We start from the raw sequence: 19,667 nt of genomic DNA, 5'->3' as shown, positions 1-19,667 counted from the left end.
GGGCCCGGCCCCTGTCGGCCTGCTCTTGGCTCTGAGTCACGGCAGGCGGCGCAGCTCCTCCTCGACCGCCCTGGCGTCGCCGGGCCTGCCCGTACGCTCCAGCAGCTTGAGCCGGGCGGCCAGCACGTCCCGTAGCAGGTCGTGCTCTGACACCGGCAGCTCGCGCAGCAGGGCGGCGGAGACGCGCAGGGCGGCGTCGGCGGCGTCGTCCCTGCCCAGCTCCTGCTGGCAGAAGCCGAGCCGGGCGTGCGCCACCGCCCTGGTCAGCTCGTCCCGCGTCACCTGCGTGCTGCGGTGGAAGACGAGCCCGGCCTCCAGTGCCCGGCCCGCCTCCATCAGCGCGTCGCCCAGCATGAGCATCGCCCGCGACAGCAGGCCGCCCTGCATCGGGTTTCCCGGCGAGAACCGCTCCAGCGCCGCCACCGCCTCCCGCAGCGGCTGGATCGCCTCCGCCGCCAGGTCCCGCATGCGCAGCGCCGAGGCCAGCGTGAGGCAGGCGCCGGCGCGGCTGGTGTGCAGGGCCTGCGCGTTCATGCCCGTGGTCAGCAGCTCGTCGTAGATCGCGATGGCCTCGCGCGCCCGCGCCTCGGCCTCCGCGCCGCCGTCCAACCGCAGCAGCGGCATCAGCTCCGAGCTCTGCGCCAGGGAGTCGGCCAGGATCGCCCGGTGCGTCAGGTCGTCCGGCGAGCGTCTGGCCAGCGGGATCAGGCCCTCGACGAGCGCGTTCGCGGCGGCCAGCTCGCCCAGCATCATGTGGCACCTGGCCAGGCGCTGGGTGGCCAGGGCGTGCTTCACGGTGCCCGGCTCGTGGCCTTTTGTGGCGGTCTGTGCGTACTCGGCGGCCTCCTGGGGGCGTCCTGCGGCGAGGAGGTCGTCGGCGATCAGCGCGGCGGTCTCTGCCGCGGGCAGCGGCTCCTTCAGCTCGGTGAACAGGCGCAGGGCCTCCACCAGGTGCGCCGTCGCCTCCTGTGCCCGTCCGGACGTCCGCAGCACCCGGCCTCTGACCTGGATCGCCTGCGCCCGCACCCGCCGCGGATCGGGTGCCGTTGGCGGTTCATGCCAGGCTTCCCCGGTGCGGTCTCGTTCCTCCGGCTCGGCGCGGTCCAGTTCGGCGCGGTCCAGTTCGGCGCGGTCCAGTTCGGCGCGGTCCAGTTCGGCGAGTGACCAGGCGATGGCCTCCAGGGCCGCCTGCGGGCGGTCCAGGGCGGCCAGGGTGGAGCCGAGCTGGGCGTAGGTGGCGGCGGCGATGGCCGGGTCCTCCAGCTCGTCGCAGAGGTCGGCGGCGCGCTCGCAGTGGGCCAGGGCCTCGACGGCCCGGCCCCGGTCGAGCAGGTCGGCCGCGTAGCGGTGCAGGGTTCCGGCGAGCAGCCGTCCCACGTGGTCACGGTCCGGGCCGGCGGGTCCGTCCTGGTGCTGGGTGAGCAGCTCGATGGCCTGTTCCAGCACGGCGAGCCCCGCCGGGCCGGAGCCGTCCTTGGCGCCGTTCCCTGGGCCGGCCTGGGTGGCGGGCGGGGTGTCGGGCAGGGTGGCGGGCGGGGTGTCGGGCGGGGTGTCGGGCGGGGTGTCGGGCGGGGTGTCGGGCAGGGTGTCGGGCAGGGTGGCGAGCGTGGCGAGGGCCGAGGCGAGCGGCGCACGGTAGGCGGGCGAGACGGGAGCGAGACCGCGGTAGACGCGCACGGCCAGCTCGGCGATCGTCTCGGCGCTCGCGGTGTCACCCGCCCGCGCCGCAGCGGCACCGAGCCGCGCCAGACACCGCCCGAACCGGTCGTACGTCTCAGGCGCGCCGCTCAGCGGCACCTCCCGCTCCATCGCCTCCGTGAACGCGGCGAGCGGCCCCACCAGCCCCGCCACGCCCTCGGCGATCTCCTGCGCCATTCGGGCACCCTCACCCGCGAACCGTGTGCCCTCCTTCACGGCCCGGGCACCATCACCCACGACCCGGATGCCCTCGCCCGCGAATCGCGTCAGCTCGTCCACGACGGCATCGATCACCGGCGGCGCCGGCAACGGCCGCAGCCCGAGAACGTCGCCGTACAGAGCAGCCCCCGCGACCGGCCCCTCCTCCTCCACCCGCATCCTGGCCAGCCGCACCAACGCCAGCAGATGCACCCCGGCCAGTTCGGACGGGAGGCTCCCGAGCCCCGCCATCGCCGCGGTCCCCGCCACCAGCCGATCACGTGCGGCGTCGCTCTCGTGCAGCTCCGCCAGGCACAACCCGGCCAGCTCCAGACAGGTCCCGACGAGCAACCGCTCCTGCCGCGTCGCCGGGGACGGAACCAGGTCGAGCGCCCGGGTCACCGACCGGAGCGCACCGTCCGGGCGCTGCCCGGAGAACCGGATCCCGCCCTGCAGCCGGAGCGCACCGGCCAGGGCCACGGGCGGCTCGGCGCGTTCGGCCACGAGCCGCTCGTACAGCCCGACCATCCGGTCGGCGGCCGCCTCCGCGTCGGACGGGCAGGCGGCGCGCGACAGGGCGACGGTCTCCAGGACCATCAGCCGGCCCAGCTCTGTACGGAACTCCGCGCTCGCCTCGGCGTGCGGCTCGTACGACTCGATGGCCGTGAGCAGGTGAGGGATGGCCTCCTTGGGACGTCCGAGCCCGACGAGCGAGCGCCCGAGCGCCGCGGCGACCATGCCGACGGCCAGGGCGTGCGGCCCGTCTGGGGCGGCGTGCCGCTGGAGCAGCTCGGCCGCCTGCATCGCCAGCGCGAACCCGTCCTCCGCCCTCCCCGTGTCCGCCCAGAGCCGGGCAAGCGTGGCCTGCGCGGACAGGTACGCATGAATCTGCTCGATCCCCTGCGTACCGGCACCTTCGACGGCACTCCTGCACTCGACGAGCCGCCGCTCCGCCCGATCCACCTCCTCCTCCGCCGGGGCCGTCGACGGCGACCACGGCTCCTCGGCGGGGCGGTCGAGCCGCCGAGCCTGGGCGGACTCCAGCCGGCCGCGTACCTCGTCGCGGTAGGCGAGGTAGGAGAAGCCGCCATCGAGACACAACACGTCGTACAGCTCGGCGGCGAGCTCCAGCTGCGCCAGGGCGTCCGCGGGCCTGCCCAGCTCGTCCAGGCAGAGCCCGAGCAGCCGCCTGGCCCTCGCCGTGCCGGCGGTGCGCCGCTCGGCCATCACGGCCATCGCCTCCTGCAGCGGGGCCGGCGCCTCCTCGGGGCGGTCGTCCATCAGCAGCAGCTCGCCGAGGTCGAGGAGCTGGTCGGCGAGGGCGGGGCGGTGCTCGCCGGGGTCGAGGGTGACGAGGGCGCGCAGGTTCCGTACGGCTTCTGCGGCCGAACGTACGGCGGCGTCCAGGTCCTCCAAGCGGGCGTGCAGCCGGGACAGCACGGCGGCGGCCGACGCCAGCATGGCGCGCAGCCCCGGCTCCTCGGCGGCCAGCGTCCGCAGCCGCGCGACGGCCTCCGCGGCCGGGGCGCGGGCGTCGGCGGGCCGGTTGTGCGCCTCCAGCCAGGTGGCGGCCAGGTGCAGGTGATGAGCCACGTTCCTGCTGGTGGGGGCGGCGTTCTTGACGGCGGACACGACGGCGGTGGCCAGGCAGGCGGCCAGGTCGGGCAGCACGGCGTCGACACCGATGCCCTCGAACGAGCTCAACGGCACCGGCCGCGAAACCTCACCCGTGACGCCGGCCGTCCCGGGCAACACGGACAGCACCCCTCTCATCTGGGACGCGAACTCGCCGCTCCCGCCGGCCGCCTCGAACGCCTCCACCGCCTCGTCCAGCCGCCCGAGCTCCAGCAACGCGCAGGCGAGGTTGTAGTGGGCCCTGGCGGCCTGCCTCACGTGGCTTGGATCCTCCTCCGCCAGGATCCGGTACCGGGCGGCCGCCTCCTGCGCGGGCTTGATCGCCCCGCCCGCCTCACCGCCGGCCAGCAGGCACGCCCCCAGCCCGAACAGCGCCTCCGCCCGCCCGGCCGCCTCCTCATAAGGGGGAGCACCGGCATACGTCTCCACGGCCTCGGCCGCCGCGACGACCGCCTCCCCGGTCTTGCCCACGGCCGCCAGCCCGGCCGACAGCTCCGTCAACGCCCTGGCCAACGCGAGCCGCCCACCACCACCCCGCCGATGCCGCACGGCCAGCTCGGCCAGCGTCACATTCAGCCCCCGGCACCCCAGACCGACCTCCCACGCCTCCGCCCCGACGGGCACCTGCGCCCCGCGCGGCGCCTCCGCCTCCTGCGCGCCCGGTCCGGCCTGTAGCCCGGCCGCGGTCTCGGCGAGCTGCCGGTCGCCGGCGAACAGCACAAGCGCGGCATTGAGCGCGTAGCCGAGCCCGCTGGCGGAGTTCGCCGTGGCCTCGGCGACCAGCTTGCCCAGCCGGCTGGCGAGCAGCGACCACAACGCCTGCCTGACGGGCTCCCTGCCGGCCGACAGCCGCAGGACGTCCAGCATGCGTACGAGGTGGTGGACCGTGCGGCCCTCGTGGTCGTGCACGGCCAGCACCAGCGCGTCCAGGTCCTCGGTCTCGGCCAGGAGCTGCTCGGCCACCAGCTCGGGACCGAGCGGGGCCATCCGCCCACCGTGAAGGCCGGGAGAGCTCGGGAAGAGCCGGCTCAGCCAGCGGGCCGCGGCGAGGGCGCCGGGACGGAGAGGCGGCGCGTGGTCCGGTGCGCCGGTGCGGGAAGCCGGTCCGCTGTCCCCGTGGGGAGGCGGCGTGTCGCCCAGGCTGTCCTCGCGGAGCGGTGACGTGTTGCCCAGGCTGTCCTCGCGGAGCGGTGACGTGTCGCTCGGCGGGCCGGGAGCGCGGGTGCGAAGTCCCGGAACGCACGTCAGGAGGAGGGGAAGCTCGGCCGCGGCCGGCGCGGTCAGCGTGAGGACCGCCACTGCCTGCCGGGCTGACGCCTCGCTGAGAGGCTCCTCGCCGTCCGGCCACACGCGCGCCCACTGACCACGCTCACGCGCCAGAAACCGCCCGATCAGCCCGCCACCTACTGACCCGTCCGGGTGCCGGTCCGTGGCCTGCCCCGCCGCCGGGTCCGGGTGCCGGTCTGTCACCCCGTCCGACTCGTCGCCGTCCTCCCCGTCGCACAGCCGCAGCAGCGCCGCCAGGTGGACGTGGAGCGGAAGGCCGTACTCCGGGTCGTCGAGATGGGGCGGGGAGGGGAGCGCGGCCCGGCTCGGCGCGAACGCCTTCATGGCCGCGACCGCGTGCTCGGTCCGCTCGGCGAGCGTGAGGGGGTGGGCGTTGAGCTGCACGGTCGTGGTGTTGAGCCGCCTGAGCCAGCCGCCCGCCGCCGTGTCCAGCCGCCGCCACCACTCCGCGTCACCGGGCTCGCGGGCCAGCAGCAGGAGTCGTACGCGGGCGTTGTGTCCGTGCTTGGCCAGCCGCCGCACCAGCTCGCCCACCACCGGCGAGGACGGCTCGGGCCGATCGACCACGACCAGAGTGGGCCGCAACGCCTCGAACATCACGCGATCACCGGAGAGCAGGCCGGTCACCGCGTCCAGGGGCAGGAACCCGGCGTCCCACCCCGCCTCCGCCAGCTCCTCGCACAGCTCGCCCGCCAGCCGCGTCTTCCCCGTCCCGCCGCGCCCGCTCAGCACCGCGATCGACAGCGGGCCGGGCTCGGCGGCCCAGGCCCGCAGTTCGCCCAGCTCCTCGCTCCGCCCCAGGAACGGCACCACCGCGTGCCGCGCCATCAGCAGCACCCAGTCCGGACAGTCCTCCGGCAGCCGCTCGCGCGCCGGGCGGAGCAGCGCGGGCAGGGCCACGGACCGGTCGCGTTCGGACACAACCTCCAGCGGCCCCGGCGGCACGCCCGCCAGCTCGCGGAAGCGTGCGTCGCTCAGCAGCGCGGTCACGGGTACGGCGTCCAGGCGGCGCCGCGCGTACCCGCCGGGACCGGGGGTGGCCACGCCGATGAGCTGGCCGGCGGGCTCGGCGAGCAGCGCGGCTCCCGACATGCCGTGCCAGAGCGAGACCGGCGTCGCGTCGGCCTCGGGCGAGAGCACACTCACCGCCAGCGCCTTCGACACCGCCCCGGTCGGCGGGTTGACCAGCCCGGACAGCCTCTCCACATCCCGCAGCCCACCCCGAGCCCCGCCCAGCTCCTCGCTCTGCCCTTCGGCGCGCGAAAACCCGCGGGCCACGCAACGCAGGCGATAGGAGTCCCCGCCCGCCACCCTGGCCCAACGGTTGTGCTCGATCCCGGGCAACCCGCCCCAAGCCGCCTCCGGCACCCGCAGCAGCACCACGTCCGCCCCGCCACGCCCGCGCCACACCACCTCGGCCGCGAGCCACCGGCCGGACCACGCGGGCCGTACGTGACAGGGCGTACCGGACCTCGCCACCTGCCCCGAGGTCAGCACCAGGTCAGCACCGATCGCGTACCCGGAGCCAGTCGAGCCGATGAGCCCGTCATGACCGGAAAAGACCTCGACGACCCGTTCGAGCCCGAGGTGGTGTGGTGGCGTGTCCATGGGTCCGCTACCTGTCAGCTACGTACGGAAGATAAGCCCCCGATCAGCGCCTGATCTCCTTCTCACTATCGCACCAAGGCCGCGAAATTTCCGGCTTGTCAGGCCTTCTCGGTCGTGAGCCAGGCCGCCAGCCCGAGGTACACGACCCCGCTCCCGACGTCCAGCCGCCGCCGCACGGCAGCCGAGCGCCGTACGCGGCCGGCCAGGGCGGAGGCGATCATCGCGTACGTGCCGTCCGACGCCATCCCGAGCAGCAGCCAGATGAGGCCGAACACGAGGATCTGCGGCCCGACCGGCCCCGCCGAAGGCTGGGTGAACACGGGCAGGAACGTCAGGAAGAAGATCGCGGTCTTGGGGTTGAGCACGTTCACCACGAACCCCTCCCAGAACAGCCGCCGCTTCGACTGCACCTTCAGCTCGACGACCTCCTCGCCGCCGTCCTTCTGCATCAGCTTGCGGATGCCGAGCCAGACGAGATAGGCCACACCCACGTACTTGACGATCGTGAACGCCGTGGCCGAGGCCGACAGCAGCGCGCTGATGCCCAGCGCCGCGGCGGCGATGTGCACGATGGAGCCGGTGTGGATGCCGAGTACGGAGATCAGCCCGGCGGCGCGGCCCTGGGAGACGCTTCTGGTGACGATGTAGAGCACGGCGGGACCGGGCACGAGCAGCAGCCCGAGGGTGGCCGCACAGAAGACAGCGAGTGTCGAGATATCCGGCATGAGGCCAATCGTAGGACCGGCGTCAAAGGCATTACAGGCCAGGGGAAGCGCTGTCCCGGAGGGCTGTGAGCAGGGCTTCGGTGGCCGGCGGGTAGGGCGGCTCGCCGTAGACGGCCGCGTACACGTGCCTCGTCGAGCCCGGCACCACCGCCACCTCCACGTCCGGATGCCGGTGCGCCGCCAGCGCCAGCCCGGGCAGCATGGTCAGCCCCAGCCCGGCCGCGACCAGCGCCTGCACGGCCACGATGTCGTCGCTGGTGAACGCGATCCGCGGCTCGAACCCCGCCTTGTCGCACACGTCCAGCAGGTGGCTGCGGCACCGGTCGCACCCGGCGATCCAGGCGGAGCCGGCGTGGTCGGTCACCTCGCCGGGCGCCGTGCCCGACACGAGGTAGCTGGGGTCGTCGAGGAGGTGGACCATGTGGATGCCGCTGTCCTCGGGCGCGGTGTCGTCGTACCGGAACATGACCGCCACGTCCACCCGCCCGGCCCGCAGCAGCCGCAGCGCCTCCGGCGGCTCGGTCTCGGTGAGCTGCAGGCGCAGCCCGGGATGCGCGCCGGCCAGCAGGCCGGCCGCCTTCGGGATGAACGTCCCCAGCGCGGACGGGAAGGCGGCCAGCCGCACCCGCCCGGAACGCAGCCCCACGTGCGCGGCCAGCTCCTCGGCGGTGGCGTCGAGCCGGCCGATGATGTCGGCGGCGCGCTCGGCCAGCAGCCGGCCCGCCTCGGTGAGCCTGATGCCGCGCCCGGCGCGCTGGATGAGCTTGGCCCCGGTCTCGGCCTCCAGCCGGGCCAGGTGGTGGCTGACGGAGGGCTGCGAGTAGTGCAGCTCCTTGGCCGCCGCGGTCAGCGAGCCCCTGCGGGCCACGGCCACGAGCACCCTCAGGCGTGCGACATCCAGCATTCATCAATCCTATCTATTGATCGACCAGAAGACTTCTGTTGGACCTATCGGTCGAAATGCAGGACTGTGGGAGGGGAAGGCAGATTACTGATTTTCCCTAGGGGAATACCATGGATATGTCCGCCACCACAGTCACCCGGCCGGGCCTCGAGCCGATCGTCTCGGGGGTGTCGCGGATCGTCGACCGCGGGCTCGACGGCCACCGGACCGCGCTGGCCGTCGCCGCCCTGCTCCGCGAGCGCCTTCCGGGGCTCGACATCCTCACGCCGCAGGAGCGCGCTGGCTCACCCGAGCGGTACGTCTCCCACATCCTCCACGCCGAGGAACGCTTCTCGGTCGTCGGCGTCGTCTGGCGGCCGGGCCAGGACACGGTGATCCACGACCACGTGTCGTGGTGCACGTTCGGCATCATCAGCGGCATCGAGGACGAGACGCTCTACCGCGACATGGGCGACCACCTGGTGCGGATCGGGCGCGCCGAGAACCGGCCGGGCGAGGTCAGCGGGTTCGCGCCGCCCGGCGACATCCACAAGGTGCGCAACACCAGCGCCGAGACGGGGGTGTCGCTGCACGTGTACGGCGCCGACGTGAGCAGGCTGGGCAGCAGCGTGCGCCGCACGTACGACCTGCCGGTCCGATGAGTTCCGCGCGCCCCGCCGGTCTGTCTCTCCGACAGCCGATGCAAGGGAGCGACCATGGAACCCACAACGGAGCTGGACGGCCGCTTCAGCGCCGAGAACGCCGCCGCCACCCCCTGGGCCGAGGCCCGCGCGCAACTGGAGAACGCTGAGACGTACTGGCTGAGCACCGTACGCGCCGACGGCCGCCCGCACGTCACCACGCTGCTGGCCGTCTGGCAGGACGACGCGCTGCACTTCTGTACGGGGGCCGAGGAGCAGAAGGCCAGGAACCTGGAGACCAACCCCAACTGCGTGCTCACCACGGGTGCCAGTGCCCTGCATGAGGGCCTGGACCTGATGGTGGAGGGCGTGGCCGAACGCGTCACGGACCAGGGCACTCTCAAGCGGCTGGCCGACGCGTGGGAGGCCAAGTACACCAGCGAGTGGCACTTCGACGTGGGCGACGGGGTGTTCGTCAACGTCGCGGGGGGAGAGGCGCTGGTGTTCGCGGTGGCTCCGGCCAAGGTGCTGGGCTTCCGCAAGGGCGACTACGCCCAGACCCGGTGGCGGTTCCGCTGACCCGGCCTGCTCCGGTCCGCCCTGGAGCCGTTTCGGCCCGGCGCGCACGGGTACGCACGGCGTAGTTCTTGCAGCTCATCGCGGGGGTGTGGGCGGTGTTGACGATGGCTGGGCAGGCGTTGCGGACACGGAGAGGGCTCGATGGCGGCCCGTGCCGGCGACTTCGCTGAGGGGCGGCTGCGGCGGCGGGCCTGGCTCCTCCGGCGACTCCGTTGAGGGGCGCGGCGTCGAGCCCGGCTCCGTTGAGGGGGGCGGCGGCAGGCCCGGCCACTCCGGCGTGCGCCCGTAAGGCCGCGGGGAGTCCGGGATGAGGGCGACGGCGCAGGGGATCGTCTGGGTCGGCGTGTTCCTGGGGATCTGCGTGGCGCCGCTGGCGTTCGCGCTGATGGGCGTGAGCCGCCCGGGGCAGGGCTTCTGGACCGACTTCTCGGTGGCACTCGGGTTCGTCGGGCTGGCGTTGATGGGCATCGAGTTCGCCCTCGTGGCGCGGGTCCGTGCCGTGGCGGAGCCGTTCGGCACGGATGCGGTGATCCAGTTCCACCGGGAGATCGGTTACGTCGGGCTGGTGTTCGTCCTGACGCACACGGCGCTGTCGGGCCCGGGCGTGTTCGCCGCCTTCGCCGTGACCGAGCTGCCGTGGAGAGCGCGGTTCGCGGTGCTCGCCGTACTGGCACTGCTGGTGCTGATGGTGACCTCCGTGTGGCGGCGACGCCTGAGGTTGTCCTACGAGGTGTGGCAGGTCCTGCACACGGTGATGGCGACGCTCGCGGTCACGGCGGCGTTGGTCCACGTGCTGCTGGTCAACCACTACGTCGACAGCCTGTGGAAACAGGTGCTGTGGGCGATCATGTCGGCGGCGTTCGTCGGGCTGCTCCTCTGGATCCGGATCGTGCGGCCACTGCGGCTGTGGCGACGTCCGTGGGTGGTCGAACAGGTGATCCCCGAGCGTGGTGAGATCACCGTGCTCGTGCTGCGCCCGCGCGGGCACGGGGGCCTGTGCTTCCAGCCGGGACAGTTCGCCTGGATCACCGTCGGCCGGTCGCCCTTCTCGGTGACCGCGCACCCGTTCTCGTTCTCCTCCAGTGCCGAGACGGACGGCACGGTCGCCGTCGCCATCAAGGCGCTCGGTGACTTCACCTCCGGCGTCAGCGCCGTACCACCGGGCACCACCGTCTACGTCGACGGCCCGCACGGGGTGTTCTCCATCGACCAGTACGAGGGCGCCGGGTTCTGCCTGATCGCGGGGGGAGTCGGCCTCGTCCCCGCGCTGAGCATGCTCCGGACCCTCGCCGATCGCGGCGACGTGCGGCCGGTCGTCCTGTTCTCCGCCCACCGCGACCAGGACAGCATCCCGTTCCGGGAGGAGCTCGCCGAACTCACCGGCCGGCTGAACCTCCAGGTCGTGCACGTACTCGAACAACCGCCGCCCGGCTGGACGGGAGAGCGCGGCTACCTCGACGCCGGCACGCTACGCCGGCATCTGCCGTCCGCCGGCCCGCGTTTCCAGTTCTTCATCTGCGGGCCGAACCCGATGCTCGACGCCATGGAGGCCGCCATCCCGGAGATCGGCATACCCGCCGACCGCATCCACACCGAGCGCTTCGCCTGGGTCTGAGCCGCCTGTTCCGGAGGAAGCCGTGCGCCACGCATACATGACCCGGTTGACGATCGTCGTCGGCCTGATCCTCGTACTCGCCTGCCTGGCCTTCGCGGCCATCCAGAACTGACCGAGAAGTACCGCTCGCCACGTCACCCTTGCCGGCACCTTCGCCAGATAAGAAAGAAAAATTGCGCAAACCTTCTTTTCCTTCTACGATGGTGGCATGTCCTCCACGGAGCAGACCCGCCGCGTCAAGGATCTCGACACGCTGAAGGCCCTGGGGCATCCGCTGCGCATCAAGCTCTACCGCGCGCTCTACGTCGCCGGCACGGCGACGGCCTCGCAGCTGGCCGACCAGGTGGACGAGGCCGTGTCGCTGGTCAGCTACCACCTGCGCAAGCTGGCCAAGCACGGCATCATCGAGGAGGCCGAGGGAGGCAGCGGTGATGCCAGGGAGCGGTGGTGGCGGCCGGTGACGACCAGCATCTCCACCGCCGATGAGGACTTCCGCGACGCTCCCGAGCGCGACGCCGTCCATACCGCCGTCTCGCGCGTGTACGCCCGGCAGCGCGGCGAGCTGTACGAGGGTTACCTCGACATGAAGGCCACGTGGAGCGACGACTGGCGCAGCTCGGCCTTCTCCTCCGAGTCCCTGATGCCGCTCACGGCGGAGGAGCTGCGCTCCCTGCGCGAGGAGATCATCGAGCTGGTGCTCGGCTACCGGCTGCGCGCGGAGGCGGCGCGGGACGCGGGTGACGTGGAAGGCCGCGAGAACGTCGCCGTGCAGACCTACGGCTTCCCGTTCCGTACGTAGCCGTTCGAAGGTGAGCGAGGGACACTCGATGCTGCATCCCGACCTGTATCTGTACGCCGAGCGGGCACGAGCCCTTGAGCTGCGAGCAGAGGCCGACCGCCACCGCCTGACGCACCACCACGCAGCCCACCACCCCCTGACCCGCCACCGGCCAACCCGCTTCCGTCTGGTCCGCTGCCTGGGTCGCCGCCGGCTGACCCGCCGCAGCCTGGGGCGCGGGTCCGTGGTCCTCCGCCCCCGCTCCGAGGCTCGGACGTGGGGGCAGCGCCTCGGCTGGACCCTGATCGAGCTGGGCCTGCGCCTGGTGGTGCGTTACTGATCGAGCTGGGCCTGCACGTGGTGGCGCGTTACTGGCCGAGCTGGTGGCGCAGGGCGACCGCGTCCCTGGTCCTGGCCACGGCTGGCCCGGCGGTGGCTGCAGGTGAGCGTGATCTGGTCGTGGCCGACACGGGGCAGGTCGCCGGGTGGCACCGCGCGATGCTGGCCGCCGCCTCGTCCCTGCTGGCGGATGCCGTGCGGGCCGGGGACGTACGGGCCGATCTCGACGTACGGGATCTGCTCACCCTGGTCAAGGGCATCACCCTGGCCGCGGGGGATCGGCGCCAGGCCGAACGCCTGCTGTCACTTGTGCACTGGGGCCCGTGATCGGAGGAAGTCCTGTCACGCGGGTATCGGGAGGTCGTGATCAGGGCACGTCGCCCGCCTTGTCCACGATTCCCGACCCGAGCACCGACAAGCCCATGGTCCCGCCGTCGGCGTTCACCACCTTCACCCCCATGTAGTGGTAGTCGTCCGGATCGAGGATGTAGTACGCCTTGATGCCGTCACCGGCGTCGAACACCACGCCGATCCCCGTCCGGCCGTCCGCGGCGGTGGCGCCCTCCTCGATCGACACCTGCGGGAGCTTGGCCAGCGCCCGGTACATCCCCGCCACCGTGTCCGGCGGGATCATGGGCCCGTACTTCATGTACCACCCGATCGCCCCGAACACCTTGACGTCGTCCGCGATCTCCGGCCGGCAGGCGGGCCGGCAGATCGACAGCGGGTACAGCTCCCGATCGAGCCCGCGGAAGTGCGCGAGCAGCGTGTCCGGGTCCGACGGCAGTGCCTCCACCTCCCGCTGCGTACGGCCGACGTGCGTCGGCCCCTTCTCCCTGCCCAGCTTGAGCTCGCTGCCCTCCTCCTTGACCGCCGACATCTTCCCGTCCATCCGGTCCCAGGACTCGAACGTCGGCAGGTTGCCGCCCATGTGCTGCGATTCCTTGAGGTAGAACCACTGGTCCGGGCGGATCTTCCGGGCGGGGCTGCGATCGGCGACCAGGGCCGCCTGCTCCAGCACCGTCACCGCGCCGCTCGGCCGAGCCCCATCTCCGGTCCGAGCCCCATCGCCGGTCTGTGTCGCGCCACCGGTCTGTGTCGCGCCGCTGGGCTGGGCCACCACGGCCGGTTGCGGCCGTACCGCTGCCTCAGGCTGGGGACGCAGGACGGCCACGGCCGCGACGGCCAGCAGGCACGCCCCCGCCGCGCTCAGCCCCAACCCCAGCCGCAGCGGTCGTACGGGAGCGCCGCCCCCGGCCGTCCGCTCGGCCAGCCGGCGCTCCACCTCCGCCACGCTCAGCCCCTCCGGAACCTCGCTGCGCATCTCCCTGAGGAGTTCGATCTCGTTCACCATCAGTCATCCCTCGTCCGCGACGGTTGGATCGATTCCGGCCAGCACCCGGCGCAAGCTGCTCCGCGCCCGGTTAACGCGCGACCGCACGGTGCCCACGGGCACGCCCAGCGCCACCGCGGCCTCCTCGTACGTCAGCTCCGCCCACGTCACCAGCAGCAACGTGTCGCGATGCTTCCGCGACAGCCCGGCCAGCGCCTTCGCCAGCCGCCTGCGCGCCCCGTCCGCCACCACCCGCTGCTCCACCTCGTCCGTGAACGGCTCGATCACCGCGTCGGCCCCCGTACGGCTCAGCGCCTTGTACAGGCCGATCTCGCGGCGGCGGTGCCGGCCGATGAGGTTCGTGGCGATGCCGTAGAGCCAGGCGCGCTCGTCACCACGCCGCCCGTCGTACGACTCCAGCCGCTGCAGAGCCACGGCGAACGTCTCCGCCACGATGTCGTCGGCCGGCTCCAGGCCCAGGCGGCGCACCACGTACCGCTTGAGCTCGGGGGCGTGATCGATGAACAGCCTGGCGAACCGCTCGGGATCCGATCGCGGTGGCGGATCCTCGGTGGTGCCCACGCCGGGCCGGGGCGAGACGTCCGCCCGGCTCTCGTGTCGCATGTCTTGCCTCTCGGATGCTTGCCGTCATGACATGAGTAATTGCCACGGGCGGGGGCGGCGGTTCCATGAATTTTCGATCAGGCGATCAGGCGATCACGAGTGCGAGCCTCACGTCTGGCGGTCACGAGGGCCACCCCTGCGGCGAGCAGCCGCTCACGGTAGACATCCAGCGGCACGTCGACCATCTCGAGGCCCCGCCCGAGCACCTGCCCCACGACCCGCACCATGTCCGGCATGCTGAGCAGCTCGGGCCCCGTGAGCGTGAGCGTCTCTCCCGCGCGCCCGCCGGACGCCAACGCCCGCACCGCGACCTCCGCCACGGCGACTCGGACGCGTGCGCACGGTGCTCGCCCGGGGACGTCAGGCCCCCTGGGGGCAGCTCGCGGCTACGGCCGGCTACTACGACCGGTCGCACATGACGTCCGAGTTCCGCACCCTCATGGGCGTCACCCCCGCGGCCTACTTCGCCGGCCGCCTGCCCGCGCTCCAACCCTGCTGACTCGATCCCGGCGGCGGCCGATCTCGCACCCCCGTAGGGTGTTGGGGCCACCGTGCCCGGACAAGGAGAGCGTCGTGAACGAAGGAGCCTGGTCGCTGCCGTCGCCCTGGCGGGAGGCGCGCGTCGCGGTCGTGGTGCCGACGTACAACGAGGCAGGCAACCTCGGCGAGCTGACGGAGCGGATCTTCGCGCTCGGCCTGCCCAACCTCCGGCTGGTCATCGCCGACGACGACTCGCCCGACGGCACCGGCGCGCTCGCCGACGACCTCGCCAAGCAGGCGAACGAGGAGCGCCCCGACCGCATGGTGGTGCTGCACCGCAAGGTGAAGGAGGGCATCGGGCGCGCCCACCTCGCCGGCATGCAGGAGGCCCTCGGACGCGGCGACGAGTACGTGGTGCAGATGGACGGCGACCTCAGCCACCGCCCCGAGTACATCCCGCACCTGCTCGGCACGATCCTCGCCACGCAGGCGGGAGTGGTGATCGGCAGCCGGTACGTCGTGGGCGGCTCCCTGTCCACACAGTGGGGATGGCACCGGCGGCTGCTGAGCAGGTTCGCCGGCCTGTACGTCAACACGATCCTCCACCTGTCCGTACGCGATCCCACGGGCGGCTTCAAGATCTGGCACCGCGACGTCCTCGAAGGCATCGACCTGAACGCGATCCGCAGCGACGGCTACAGCTTCCAGGTCGAGATGAACTACCGGTGCAAGCGGCTGGGATGGGCGATCGTCGAGATGCCGATCCACTTCGAGGAGCGCAACGCCGGCGCCAGCAAGATCAGCTTCGCGGTGCAGGTGGAGTCGATGCTCACGCCGTTCGCCCTGCGGTTCGGCAGGCAGCGGCGGTGACGCGTCCCTTCGGAGAAATCGGGTCGCGGGCCGGGGCGGCGGGTTCCTAGGGTGGTGGGATGCCCTCCTACCTTCACCCCCTGGCGTTCCTCCTGGGCCTGGAAGGAGCCGCGCTGCTGCGTACGCAGGCGGGCGACCTGGGCGACGCGGCGTACGTCGAGCAGCGCATCGCGGAGATCCGCAGCCTGGTCACCGACCCGGACCTGACGCGGCGCGCGGGCACCACGGCCGGCCACACCACCACCGAGGAGGGGTACGCGCGGTGGGCCGAGCACTACGACTCCGACGACAACCCGCTGATCGCGGTGGAGGAGCCCCTGGTGCGCCGCATCCTGTCCGCGCTCCCGCCGGGCGGGCGAGCCCTGGACGCCGCCTGCGGCACGGGCCGCCACGCCGCGTTCCTGGCGGGGCTCGGGCACGAGGTCGTCGGCGTGGACACGTCCCCGGAGATGCTCGCCCGCGCCAGGGCCAAGCTTCCGGACGCCGGCTTCCACCAGGCCGACCTGCACGACCTGCCGGCCGGGCCCGAGAGTTTCGACGTGGTGATCTGCGCGCTGGCCCTCACCCACCAGCCCGCTCTCGGCCCGGCGCTGGCGGAGTTCGCCCGCGTCGTACGGCCCGGCGGCCACGTGGTGCTGTCGGACATCCACCCGCTGCTGCTCTACCTGGGCGGGGTGCCGACGGTGTCCGGCCGGGACGGCGTACGAGCCATGCCGGCCGGACGCTTCCTGGCCAGTGACTACATCACCGCCATCCACGAGGCGGGCCTGGAGATCCTGAGCTGCCACGAGCCGCGCTGCGGCAAGGTGCCCGGCGGTCACGGCGGCCCGCTCGCCCAGGAACGATGCCCGGAGGCGGCGGCCGCCGCCTACGAGGACACCCCGGCCCTGATCATCTGGCATCTCCGGCGGCCACCGGCCCCCCGAGCCGCCGCAGCTCAGGAACCGCCCACGTGACGGCCGCCACGGTGACCGCGGTCAGCAGCCCGCCCGCGCAGATCACCAGGCGGTGGTCGAGGATCGAGGTAGCGGCTCCGTGCAGCAGGTTCGCCAGGTGAGGGCCGCCGAAGAGGACGACGGTGAGCGATCCCTGGATCCGTCCGCGCAGCGCGTCCGGAGTGTGCGCCTGGGTGATGGCGTTGCGGAACGTGCTGAGCACGAAGTTGACCGCGCCGCCGAGAACGAGCGCCACCAGGGCGAGCCAGAGCTGCGCGGCCAGCCCGAGAAGTACGACGGTCAGGCCCCACACCGCGGCGGCCCCCGCCATGACGGCACCGTGGCGGCGGGCACGGGTGAACGTACCCGACAGCAGCCCGGCCGCGACGACCCCGGCCGGATAGGCGGCGTAGAGCAGCCCCAGCTCAGGGCCGCCTCCCGGGGCGCCGCCGAAGGTGTGCTGGGCGAGCTCGGGGAACAGGGCGACCGGCATGCCGAAGACCATCGCCGCGAGGTCCACCAGGAGCACCGCCACCAGCAACCTGCTGGCCGCCAGGTACCGGAGGCCGGCCGTGCGTTCGCGGGGGCCTGGCTGCGGAGGCAGCGGTGGCAGTCTGGCGACCGCCCACACGACGGCCAGGAGGGCGATGGCGTCGAACAGGTACAGCGTGCCGAGCCCGACCGCCGGGATCAGGATGCCGGCCAGTACCGGCCCGATGATCGAGCCGGCGTAACGGGTCAGGGAGCTGAGGCTGTTCGCCGCGGGCAGGAGCTCGGCCGGGACCAGCCGGGGCACCGCGGCGCCCATCGTCGTCATGATCGCTCCCAGGAACAGACCCTGGCAGGCGACCAGCACCATCAGCAGGGGGACGGAGCCCACGCCCAGCGCGGCCTGCACCCACAGGCCCGCGTACGTCGCCGCGAGACCGCAGTGGGCGGCCAGCAGCACCGTTCGCCGGTCGCGTGAGTCGGCCAGGGCGCCGCTCCACAACGACGCCACGACCAGCGCCACGAACGACACCGCCCCCGCCGCGCCCACCACCACCGATGACCCGCTCACGGCGAACAGCTGCGCCGGCACGGCCACCACGCCGAACGAACCCCCCACCGCACCGACGGCCGAAGCCACCCACAGCCGCCGGAAGGACGCGACGGCCAGCGGGCGGCGATCCACGGTGTAGGCCCCGAGCGAGGCGATCACGACGAGGCCCCCGGGGACGGCGTCTCCAAGCTCACCACGTCGGCCACGACGCAGGCGATGTTGTCCGGCGCTCCGGCGGCATACGCCCGCGCGACCAGCTCGTCCAGCACCTCCTGGGGAGCCCCTGGCCCGGTCAGCACCTCACGCAGCGCCCCCGCCGGCACGACGGCGGACAGTCCGTCGGAGCAGAGCAGGTACCGGTCACCGGCCACCGTGTCGTGCAGCGCCAGCTGCGGCTGGACGCCGCCCGTACCCATCAGCGCCCTCGCCAGCAGCGCGCGCCGCGGGTGCGAGGCCGCCTCCTCCGCCGTCAGCCGCCCCTCGTCCACCATCGCCTGCACGTACGTGTGGTCGTGGGTGATCTGGAACAACTCGCCGTCACGCACGAGATACGCCCGGGTGTCGCCGATGTGCACCAGCGCCAGCCGGGAGCCCGACCACAGCAACGCCGTCAACGTGGTGACGGCCTCGCCCGAAGGCGCCGACGCCGCGATCTCCCCGACGGCCCGGTCGGCGTCCCCGACAGCGTCGGCCAGAGCGCCGAGCAGGTCCTCTGCCGGGACGGTCATGGTCTCCAGCGGCTTGAGCGCCTCGACGGCCGCCGCGCTGGCCAGGTCGCCACTCGACCCTCGCACCCCGTCGGCCACCGCCAGCAGGCGCGGCCCGGCGTACGCGGTGTCCTCGTTGCTCGTGCGCCCCAGCCCCGACTCCGACCGGGCGGCGTACCGGATCCCGAGCAGAGCCGCTGTCTCCTCCACAGTGCTGCCCCTTCCCGACAGGTAGTCGACGAGGAAGGTGGCCAGCTCTCCACGGGCGGCGGTCTCCGCCAGCACCTGCTCCCAGTAGGCGGCGATCTCACCGGCCGCGGCGCCCGCCGGCAGGTCGCACACCCGCCGGATCCGCGCCAGCGGCATGCCCAGCCGCCGCAGCCAGGCGATCAGCCGGGCCCGCTCCAGCTGCGCCGGATCGTAGAACCGGTACCCGGACTCCCCGTCCACCGCGGCGGGCCGCAGCAACCCGAGCTCGTCATAGAGCCGCAGCGCCTTCGGCGACAACCGCGCCGCCCGGGCGAACGCCCCGATCGTCAGCAGCCGCACCACTCCTCCTCGCCCCGGCCACCGCGACCGGTACGGACGATGGTGCGGCTTCACCATGGGGGAAGGTCAACACCAGGCCGGGAAGCACCCCGCCGGCTCAGCGGCTGACCGGGGTCTCCTCCTGGACCCGCGACAGCTTCTCGGGGTTGCGCACGACGTAGAGCCCGGTGACCAGCCCGTCGTCGATCCGCACCGCCACCACGTTGTCGATCTCCCCATCGATCCGGACGATCAGCGCGGGCCAGCCGTTGACCTGCACCGGCGCCAGCGAGACCTGCCCCACGAGCCTGGGCAGGCCGGCCTCCATCAGCCGGGCCACCTTGTCGGCCCCCACGACGGGCTGCGGCACGGCCTGCACGACCCCGCCACCGTCGCTCAGCAGGACGACATCAGGCGCGAGAACGTCGAGCAACCCCTGCAGATCCCCCGTCTCGATCGCCCGCCGGAACGCCGCCAGCGCGTCCCGAGACTCGGCAGCGGAGGCGACACCACGCGGCCGCCGCGCCGCCACATGCGCCCGCGCCCTATGGGCGATCTGCCGCACCGCCACCGTGCTCTTGTCCACGGCTTCGGCGATCTCGTCATAATCCAGATCGAACACCTCACGCAGCACGAACACCGCCCGCTCGGTCGGCGTGAGCGTCTCCAGCACCAGCAACATCGCCATCGACACGCTCTCGGCCAGCTCGACGTCCTCGGCCACGTCCGGCGAGGTCAGCAGCGGCTCCGGCAACCAGGGACCCACGTACGACTCCTTGCGCCGCCCGAGCGCCCGCAGCCGGCTCAGCGCCTGCCGGGTGGTGATCCGCACCAGGTACGCCCGCTGGTCCCGCACCTCGTCCAGATCGACGCCCACCCACCGCATCCAGGTCTCCTGCAGCACGTCCTCGGCGTCGGCGGCCGAGCCGAGCATCTCGTAGGCAACGGTGAACAGCAGACTCCGGTGCGCGACGAACGCCTCAGTCGCGTCGTCCATCCCGCTGTCATTCGTACGGCCGTCATCGGCGGGTGACCCGGCCACACCCCTTGCCTGCTCGGCGGGCTCACTCATGGCCGTCTCCAACCTGATTCGCTTCGACAGTCCCGCACACGAGACGCCGGTTCTCACCGCTTTGTGACACCCGCATACGGTGGCATACCT

At 72.8% G+C, this 19,667-nt stretch carries 18 protein-coding genes; 9 read left to right on the top strand and 9 right to left on the bottom strand.

All coding sequences use genetic code 11. The features are described from left to right. Positions 1 to 36: 36 nt before the first annotated feature. From HD593_RS49840 to HD593_RS49830, 3 genes are all read right to left on the bottom strand, one after another. Entirely contained in the window at positions 37 to 6,426 is a 6,390-nt protein-coding gene (locus HD593_RS49840; RefSeq protein WP_185109889.1) for a tetratricopeptide repeat protein, read from the bottom strand. A gap of 98 nt (positions 6,427 to 6,524) precedes the next feature. Further along, a complete protein-coding gene (locus tag HD593_RS49835) occupies positions 6,525 to 7,151 on the bottom strand; it encodes a LysE family translocator (RefSeq protein ID WP_185109888.1) in 627 nt (208 codons plus the stop codon). 31 nt (positions 7,152 to 7,182) lie between these two features. Then, a complete protein-coding gene (locus tag HD593_RS49830) occupies positions 7,183 to 8,055 on the bottom strand; it encodes a LysR family transcriptional regulator (protein WP_185109887.1) in 873 nt (290 codons plus the stop codon). 116 nt (positions 8,056 to 8,171) lie between these two features. On the opposite strand from HD593_RS49830, the gene HD593_RS49825 reads away from it, so the two are divergent. From HD593_RS49825 to HD593_RS49800, 6 genes are all read left to right on the top strand, one after another. Then, on the top strand, positions 8,172 to 8,696 hold the full coding sequence (locus tag HD593_RS49825; RefSeq protein ID WP_246547161.1) for a cysteine dioxygenase family protein: 525 nt from the start codon (positions 8,172 to 8,174) through the stop codon (positions 8,694 to 8,696). 54 nt (positions 8,697 to 8,750) lie between these two features. Next, complete coding sequence (locus HD593_RS49820) at positions 8,751 to 9,254, top strand: pyridoxamine 5'-phosphate oxidase family protein (protein WP_185109885.1); 504 nt, start codon at positions 8,751 to 8,753, stop codon at positions 9,252 to 9,254. Between the two features lie 307 nt (positions 9,255 to 9,561). Next, positions 9,562 to 10,869, top strand: coding sequence for a ferredoxin reductase family protein (locus tag HD593_RS49815; protein WP_185109884.1), 1,308 nt, complete (start codon positions 9,562 to 9,564; stop codon positions 10,867 to 10,869). Positions 10,870 to 11,077: 208 nt separating this feature from the next. Further along, positions 11,078 to 11,668 carry a winged helix-turn-helix domain-containing protein gene (locus tag HD593_RS49810; protein ID WP_185109883.1) on the top strand — a complete coding sequence of 197 codons (591 nt, stop codon included), beginning with the start codon at positions 11,078 to 11,080 and terminating at the stop codon, positions 11,666 to 11,668. A gap of 10 nt (positions 11,669 to 11,678) precedes the next feature. Next, the gene (locus tag HD593_RS49805; protein ID WP_185109882.1) at positions 11,679 to 11,987 is read left to right on the top strand and encodes a hypothetical protein; all 309 of its coding nucleotides are present in this window, start codon (positions 11,679 to 11,681) and stop codon (positions 11,985 to 11,987) included. 20 nt (positions 11,988 to 12,007) lie between these two features. Then, entirely contained in the window at positions 12,008 to 12,313 is a 306-nt protein-coding gene (locus HD593_RS49800) for an SbtR family transcriptional regulator (RefSeq protein WP_185109881.1), read from the top strand. A 40-nt stretch (positions 12,314 to 12,353) separates the two neighbouring features. On the opposite strand, the gene HD593_RS49795 is transcribed toward HD593_RS49800, so the two are convergent. The 3 genes from HD593_RS49795 to HD593_RS49785 form a co-directional block, all read right to left on the bottom strand. Next, positions 12,354 to 13,340 carry a CU044_5270 family protein gene (locus HD593_RS49795; protein ID WP_185109880.1) on the bottom strand — a complete coding sequence of 329 codons (987 nt, stop codon included), beginning with the start codon at positions 13,338 to 13,340 and terminating at the stop codon, positions 12,354 to 12,356. Between the two features lie 3 nt (positions 13,341 to 13,343). After that, positions 13,344 to 13,943 (bottom strand): RNA polymerase sigma factor, encoded by a 600-nt coding sequence (locus HD593_RS49790; RefSeq protein WP_185109879.1) that lies wholly within the window; start codon positions 13,941 to 13,943, stop codon positions 13,344 to 13,346. Positions 13,944 to 14,020: 77 nt separating this feature from the next. Next, positions 14,021 to 14,248: a Rossmann-fold NAD(P)-binding domain-containing protein gene (locus HD593_RS49785; protein WP_185109878.1), complete on the bottom strand. Its 228-nt coding sequence runs from the start codon at positions 14,246 to 14,248 to the stop codon at positions 14,021 to 14,023. A gap of 29 nt (positions 14,249 to 14,277) precedes the next feature. Here HD593_RS49785 and HD593_RS62810 point away from each other — a divergent pair, with 29 nt between their 5' ends. The 3 genes from HD593_RS62810 to HD593_RS49770 all read left to right on the top strand — a co-directional run bounded on the left by HD593_RS62810 (position 14,278) and on the right by HD593_RS49770 (position 16,249). Next, a complete protein-coding gene (locus HD593_RS62810) occupies positions 14,278 to 14,442 on the top strand; it encodes an AraC family transcriptional regulator (protein ID WP_185109877.1) in 165 nt (54 codons plus the stop codon). A 74-nt stretch (positions 14,443 to 14,516) separates the two neighbouring features. Continuing rightward, positions 14,517 to 15,293: a polyprenol monophosphomannose synthase gene (locus tag HD593_RS49775; protein ID WP_185109876.1), complete on the top strand. Its 777-nt coding sequence runs from the start codon at positions 14,517 to 14,519 to the stop codon at positions 15,291 to 15,293. Positions 15,294 to 15,352: 59 nt separating this feature from the next. Beyond that, the gene (locus HD593_RS49770) at positions 15,353 to 16,249 is read left to right on the top strand and encodes a class I SAM-dependent methyltransferase (protein WP_185109875.1); all 897 of its coding nucleotides are present in this window, start codon (positions 15,353 to 15,355) and stop codon (positions 16,247 to 16,249) included. Here HD593_RS49770 and HD593_RS49765 read toward each other — a convergent pair. The 3 genes from HD593_RS49765 to HD593_RS49755 all read right to left on the bottom strand — a co-directional run bounded on the left by HD593_RS49765 (position 16,185) and on the right by HD593_RS49755 (position 19,502). Continuing rightward, positions 16,185 to 17,429: an MFS transporter gene (locus HD593_RS49765; protein ID WP_221525361.1), complete on the bottom strand. Its 1,245-nt coding sequence runs from the start codon at positions 17,427 to 17,429 to the stop codon at positions 16,185 to 16,187. The genes HD593_RS49770 and HD593_RS49765 overlap by 65 nt on opposite strands. Next, the gene (locus tag HD593_RS60760) at positions 17,426 to 18,526 is read right to left on the bottom strand and encodes a MerR family transcriptional regulator (protein WP_312904320.1); all 1,101 of its coding nucleotides are present in this window, start codon (positions 18,524 to 18,526) and stop codon (positions 17,426 to 17,428) included. Before HD593_RS60760 ends, HD593_RS49765 begins: the two co-directional genes overlap by 4 nt. 97 nt (positions 18,527 to 18,623) lie before the next feature. Continuing rightward, complete coding sequence (locus HD593_RS49755) at positions 18,624 to 19,502, bottom strand: RNA polymerase sigma-70 factor (protein ID WP_221525360.1); 879 nt, start codon at positions 19,500 to 19,502, stop codon at positions 18,624 to 18,626. Between the last annotated feature and the right edge of the window lie 165 nt (positions 19,503 to 19,667).

Source organism: Nonomuraea rubra, assembly GCF_014207985.1.
GTDB classification, from domain to species: domain Bacteria; phylum Actinomycetota; class Actinomycetes; order Streptosporangiales; family Streptosporangiaceae; genus Nonomuraea; species Nonomuraea rubra.
Note: the sequence above shows the minus strand (reverse complement) of the source record. Positions and strands in the feature narration are given on the sequence as shown.

What these genes read in the sequence shown, in the direction of transcription:
- HD593_RS49840 (WP_185109889.1), bottom strand. Translation starts at nt 6,426, where the DNA reads ATGGACACGCCACCACACCACCTCGGGCTCGAACGGGTCGTCGAGGTC.
- HD593_RS49790 (WP_185109879.1), bottom strand. Translation starts at nt 13,943, where the DNA reads ATGCGACACGAGAGCCGGGCGGACGTCTCGCCCCGGCCCGGCGTGGGC.
- HD593_RS49810 (WP_185109883.1), top strand. Translation starts at nt 11,078, where the DNA reads ATGTCCTCCACGGAGCAGACCCGCCGCGTCAAGGATCTCGACACGCTG.
- HD593_RS49835 (WP_185109888.1), bottom strand. Translation starts at nt 7,151, where the DNA reads ATGCCGGATATCTCGACACTCGCTGTCTTCTGTGCGGCCACCCTCGGG.
- HD593_RS49830 (WP_185109887.1), bottom strand. Translation starts at nt 8,055, where the DNA reads ATGCTGGATGTCGCACGCCTGAGGGTGCTCGTGGCCGTGGCCCGCAGG.
- HD593_RS49755 (WP_221525360.1), bottom strand. Translation starts at nt 19,502, where the DNA reads ATGGACGACGCGACTGAGGCGTTCGTCGCGCACCGGAGTCTGCTGTTC.
- HD593_RS49820 (WP_185109885.1), top strand. Translation starts at nt 8,751, where the DNA reads ATGGAACCCACAACGGAGCTGGACGGCCGCTTCAGCGCCGAGAACGCC.
- HD593_RS49770 (WP_185109875.1), top strand. Translation starts at nt 15,353, where the DNA reads ATGCCCTCCTACCTTCACCCCCTGGCGTTCCTCCTGGGCCTGGAAGGA.
- HD593_RS49815 (WP_185109884.1), top strand. Translation starts at nt 9,562, where the DNA reads ATGAGGGCGACGGCGCAGGGGATCGTCTGGGTCGGCGTGTTCCTGGGG.
- HD593_RS49795 (WP_185109880.1), bottom strand. Translation starts at nt 13,340, where the DNA reads ATGGTGAACGAGATCGAACTCCTCAGGGAGATGCGCAGCGAGGTTCCG.
- HD593_RS49825 (WP_246547161.1), top strand. Translation starts at nt 8,172, where the DNA reads ATGTCCGCCACCACAGTCACCCGGCCGGGCCTCGAGCCGATCGTCTCG.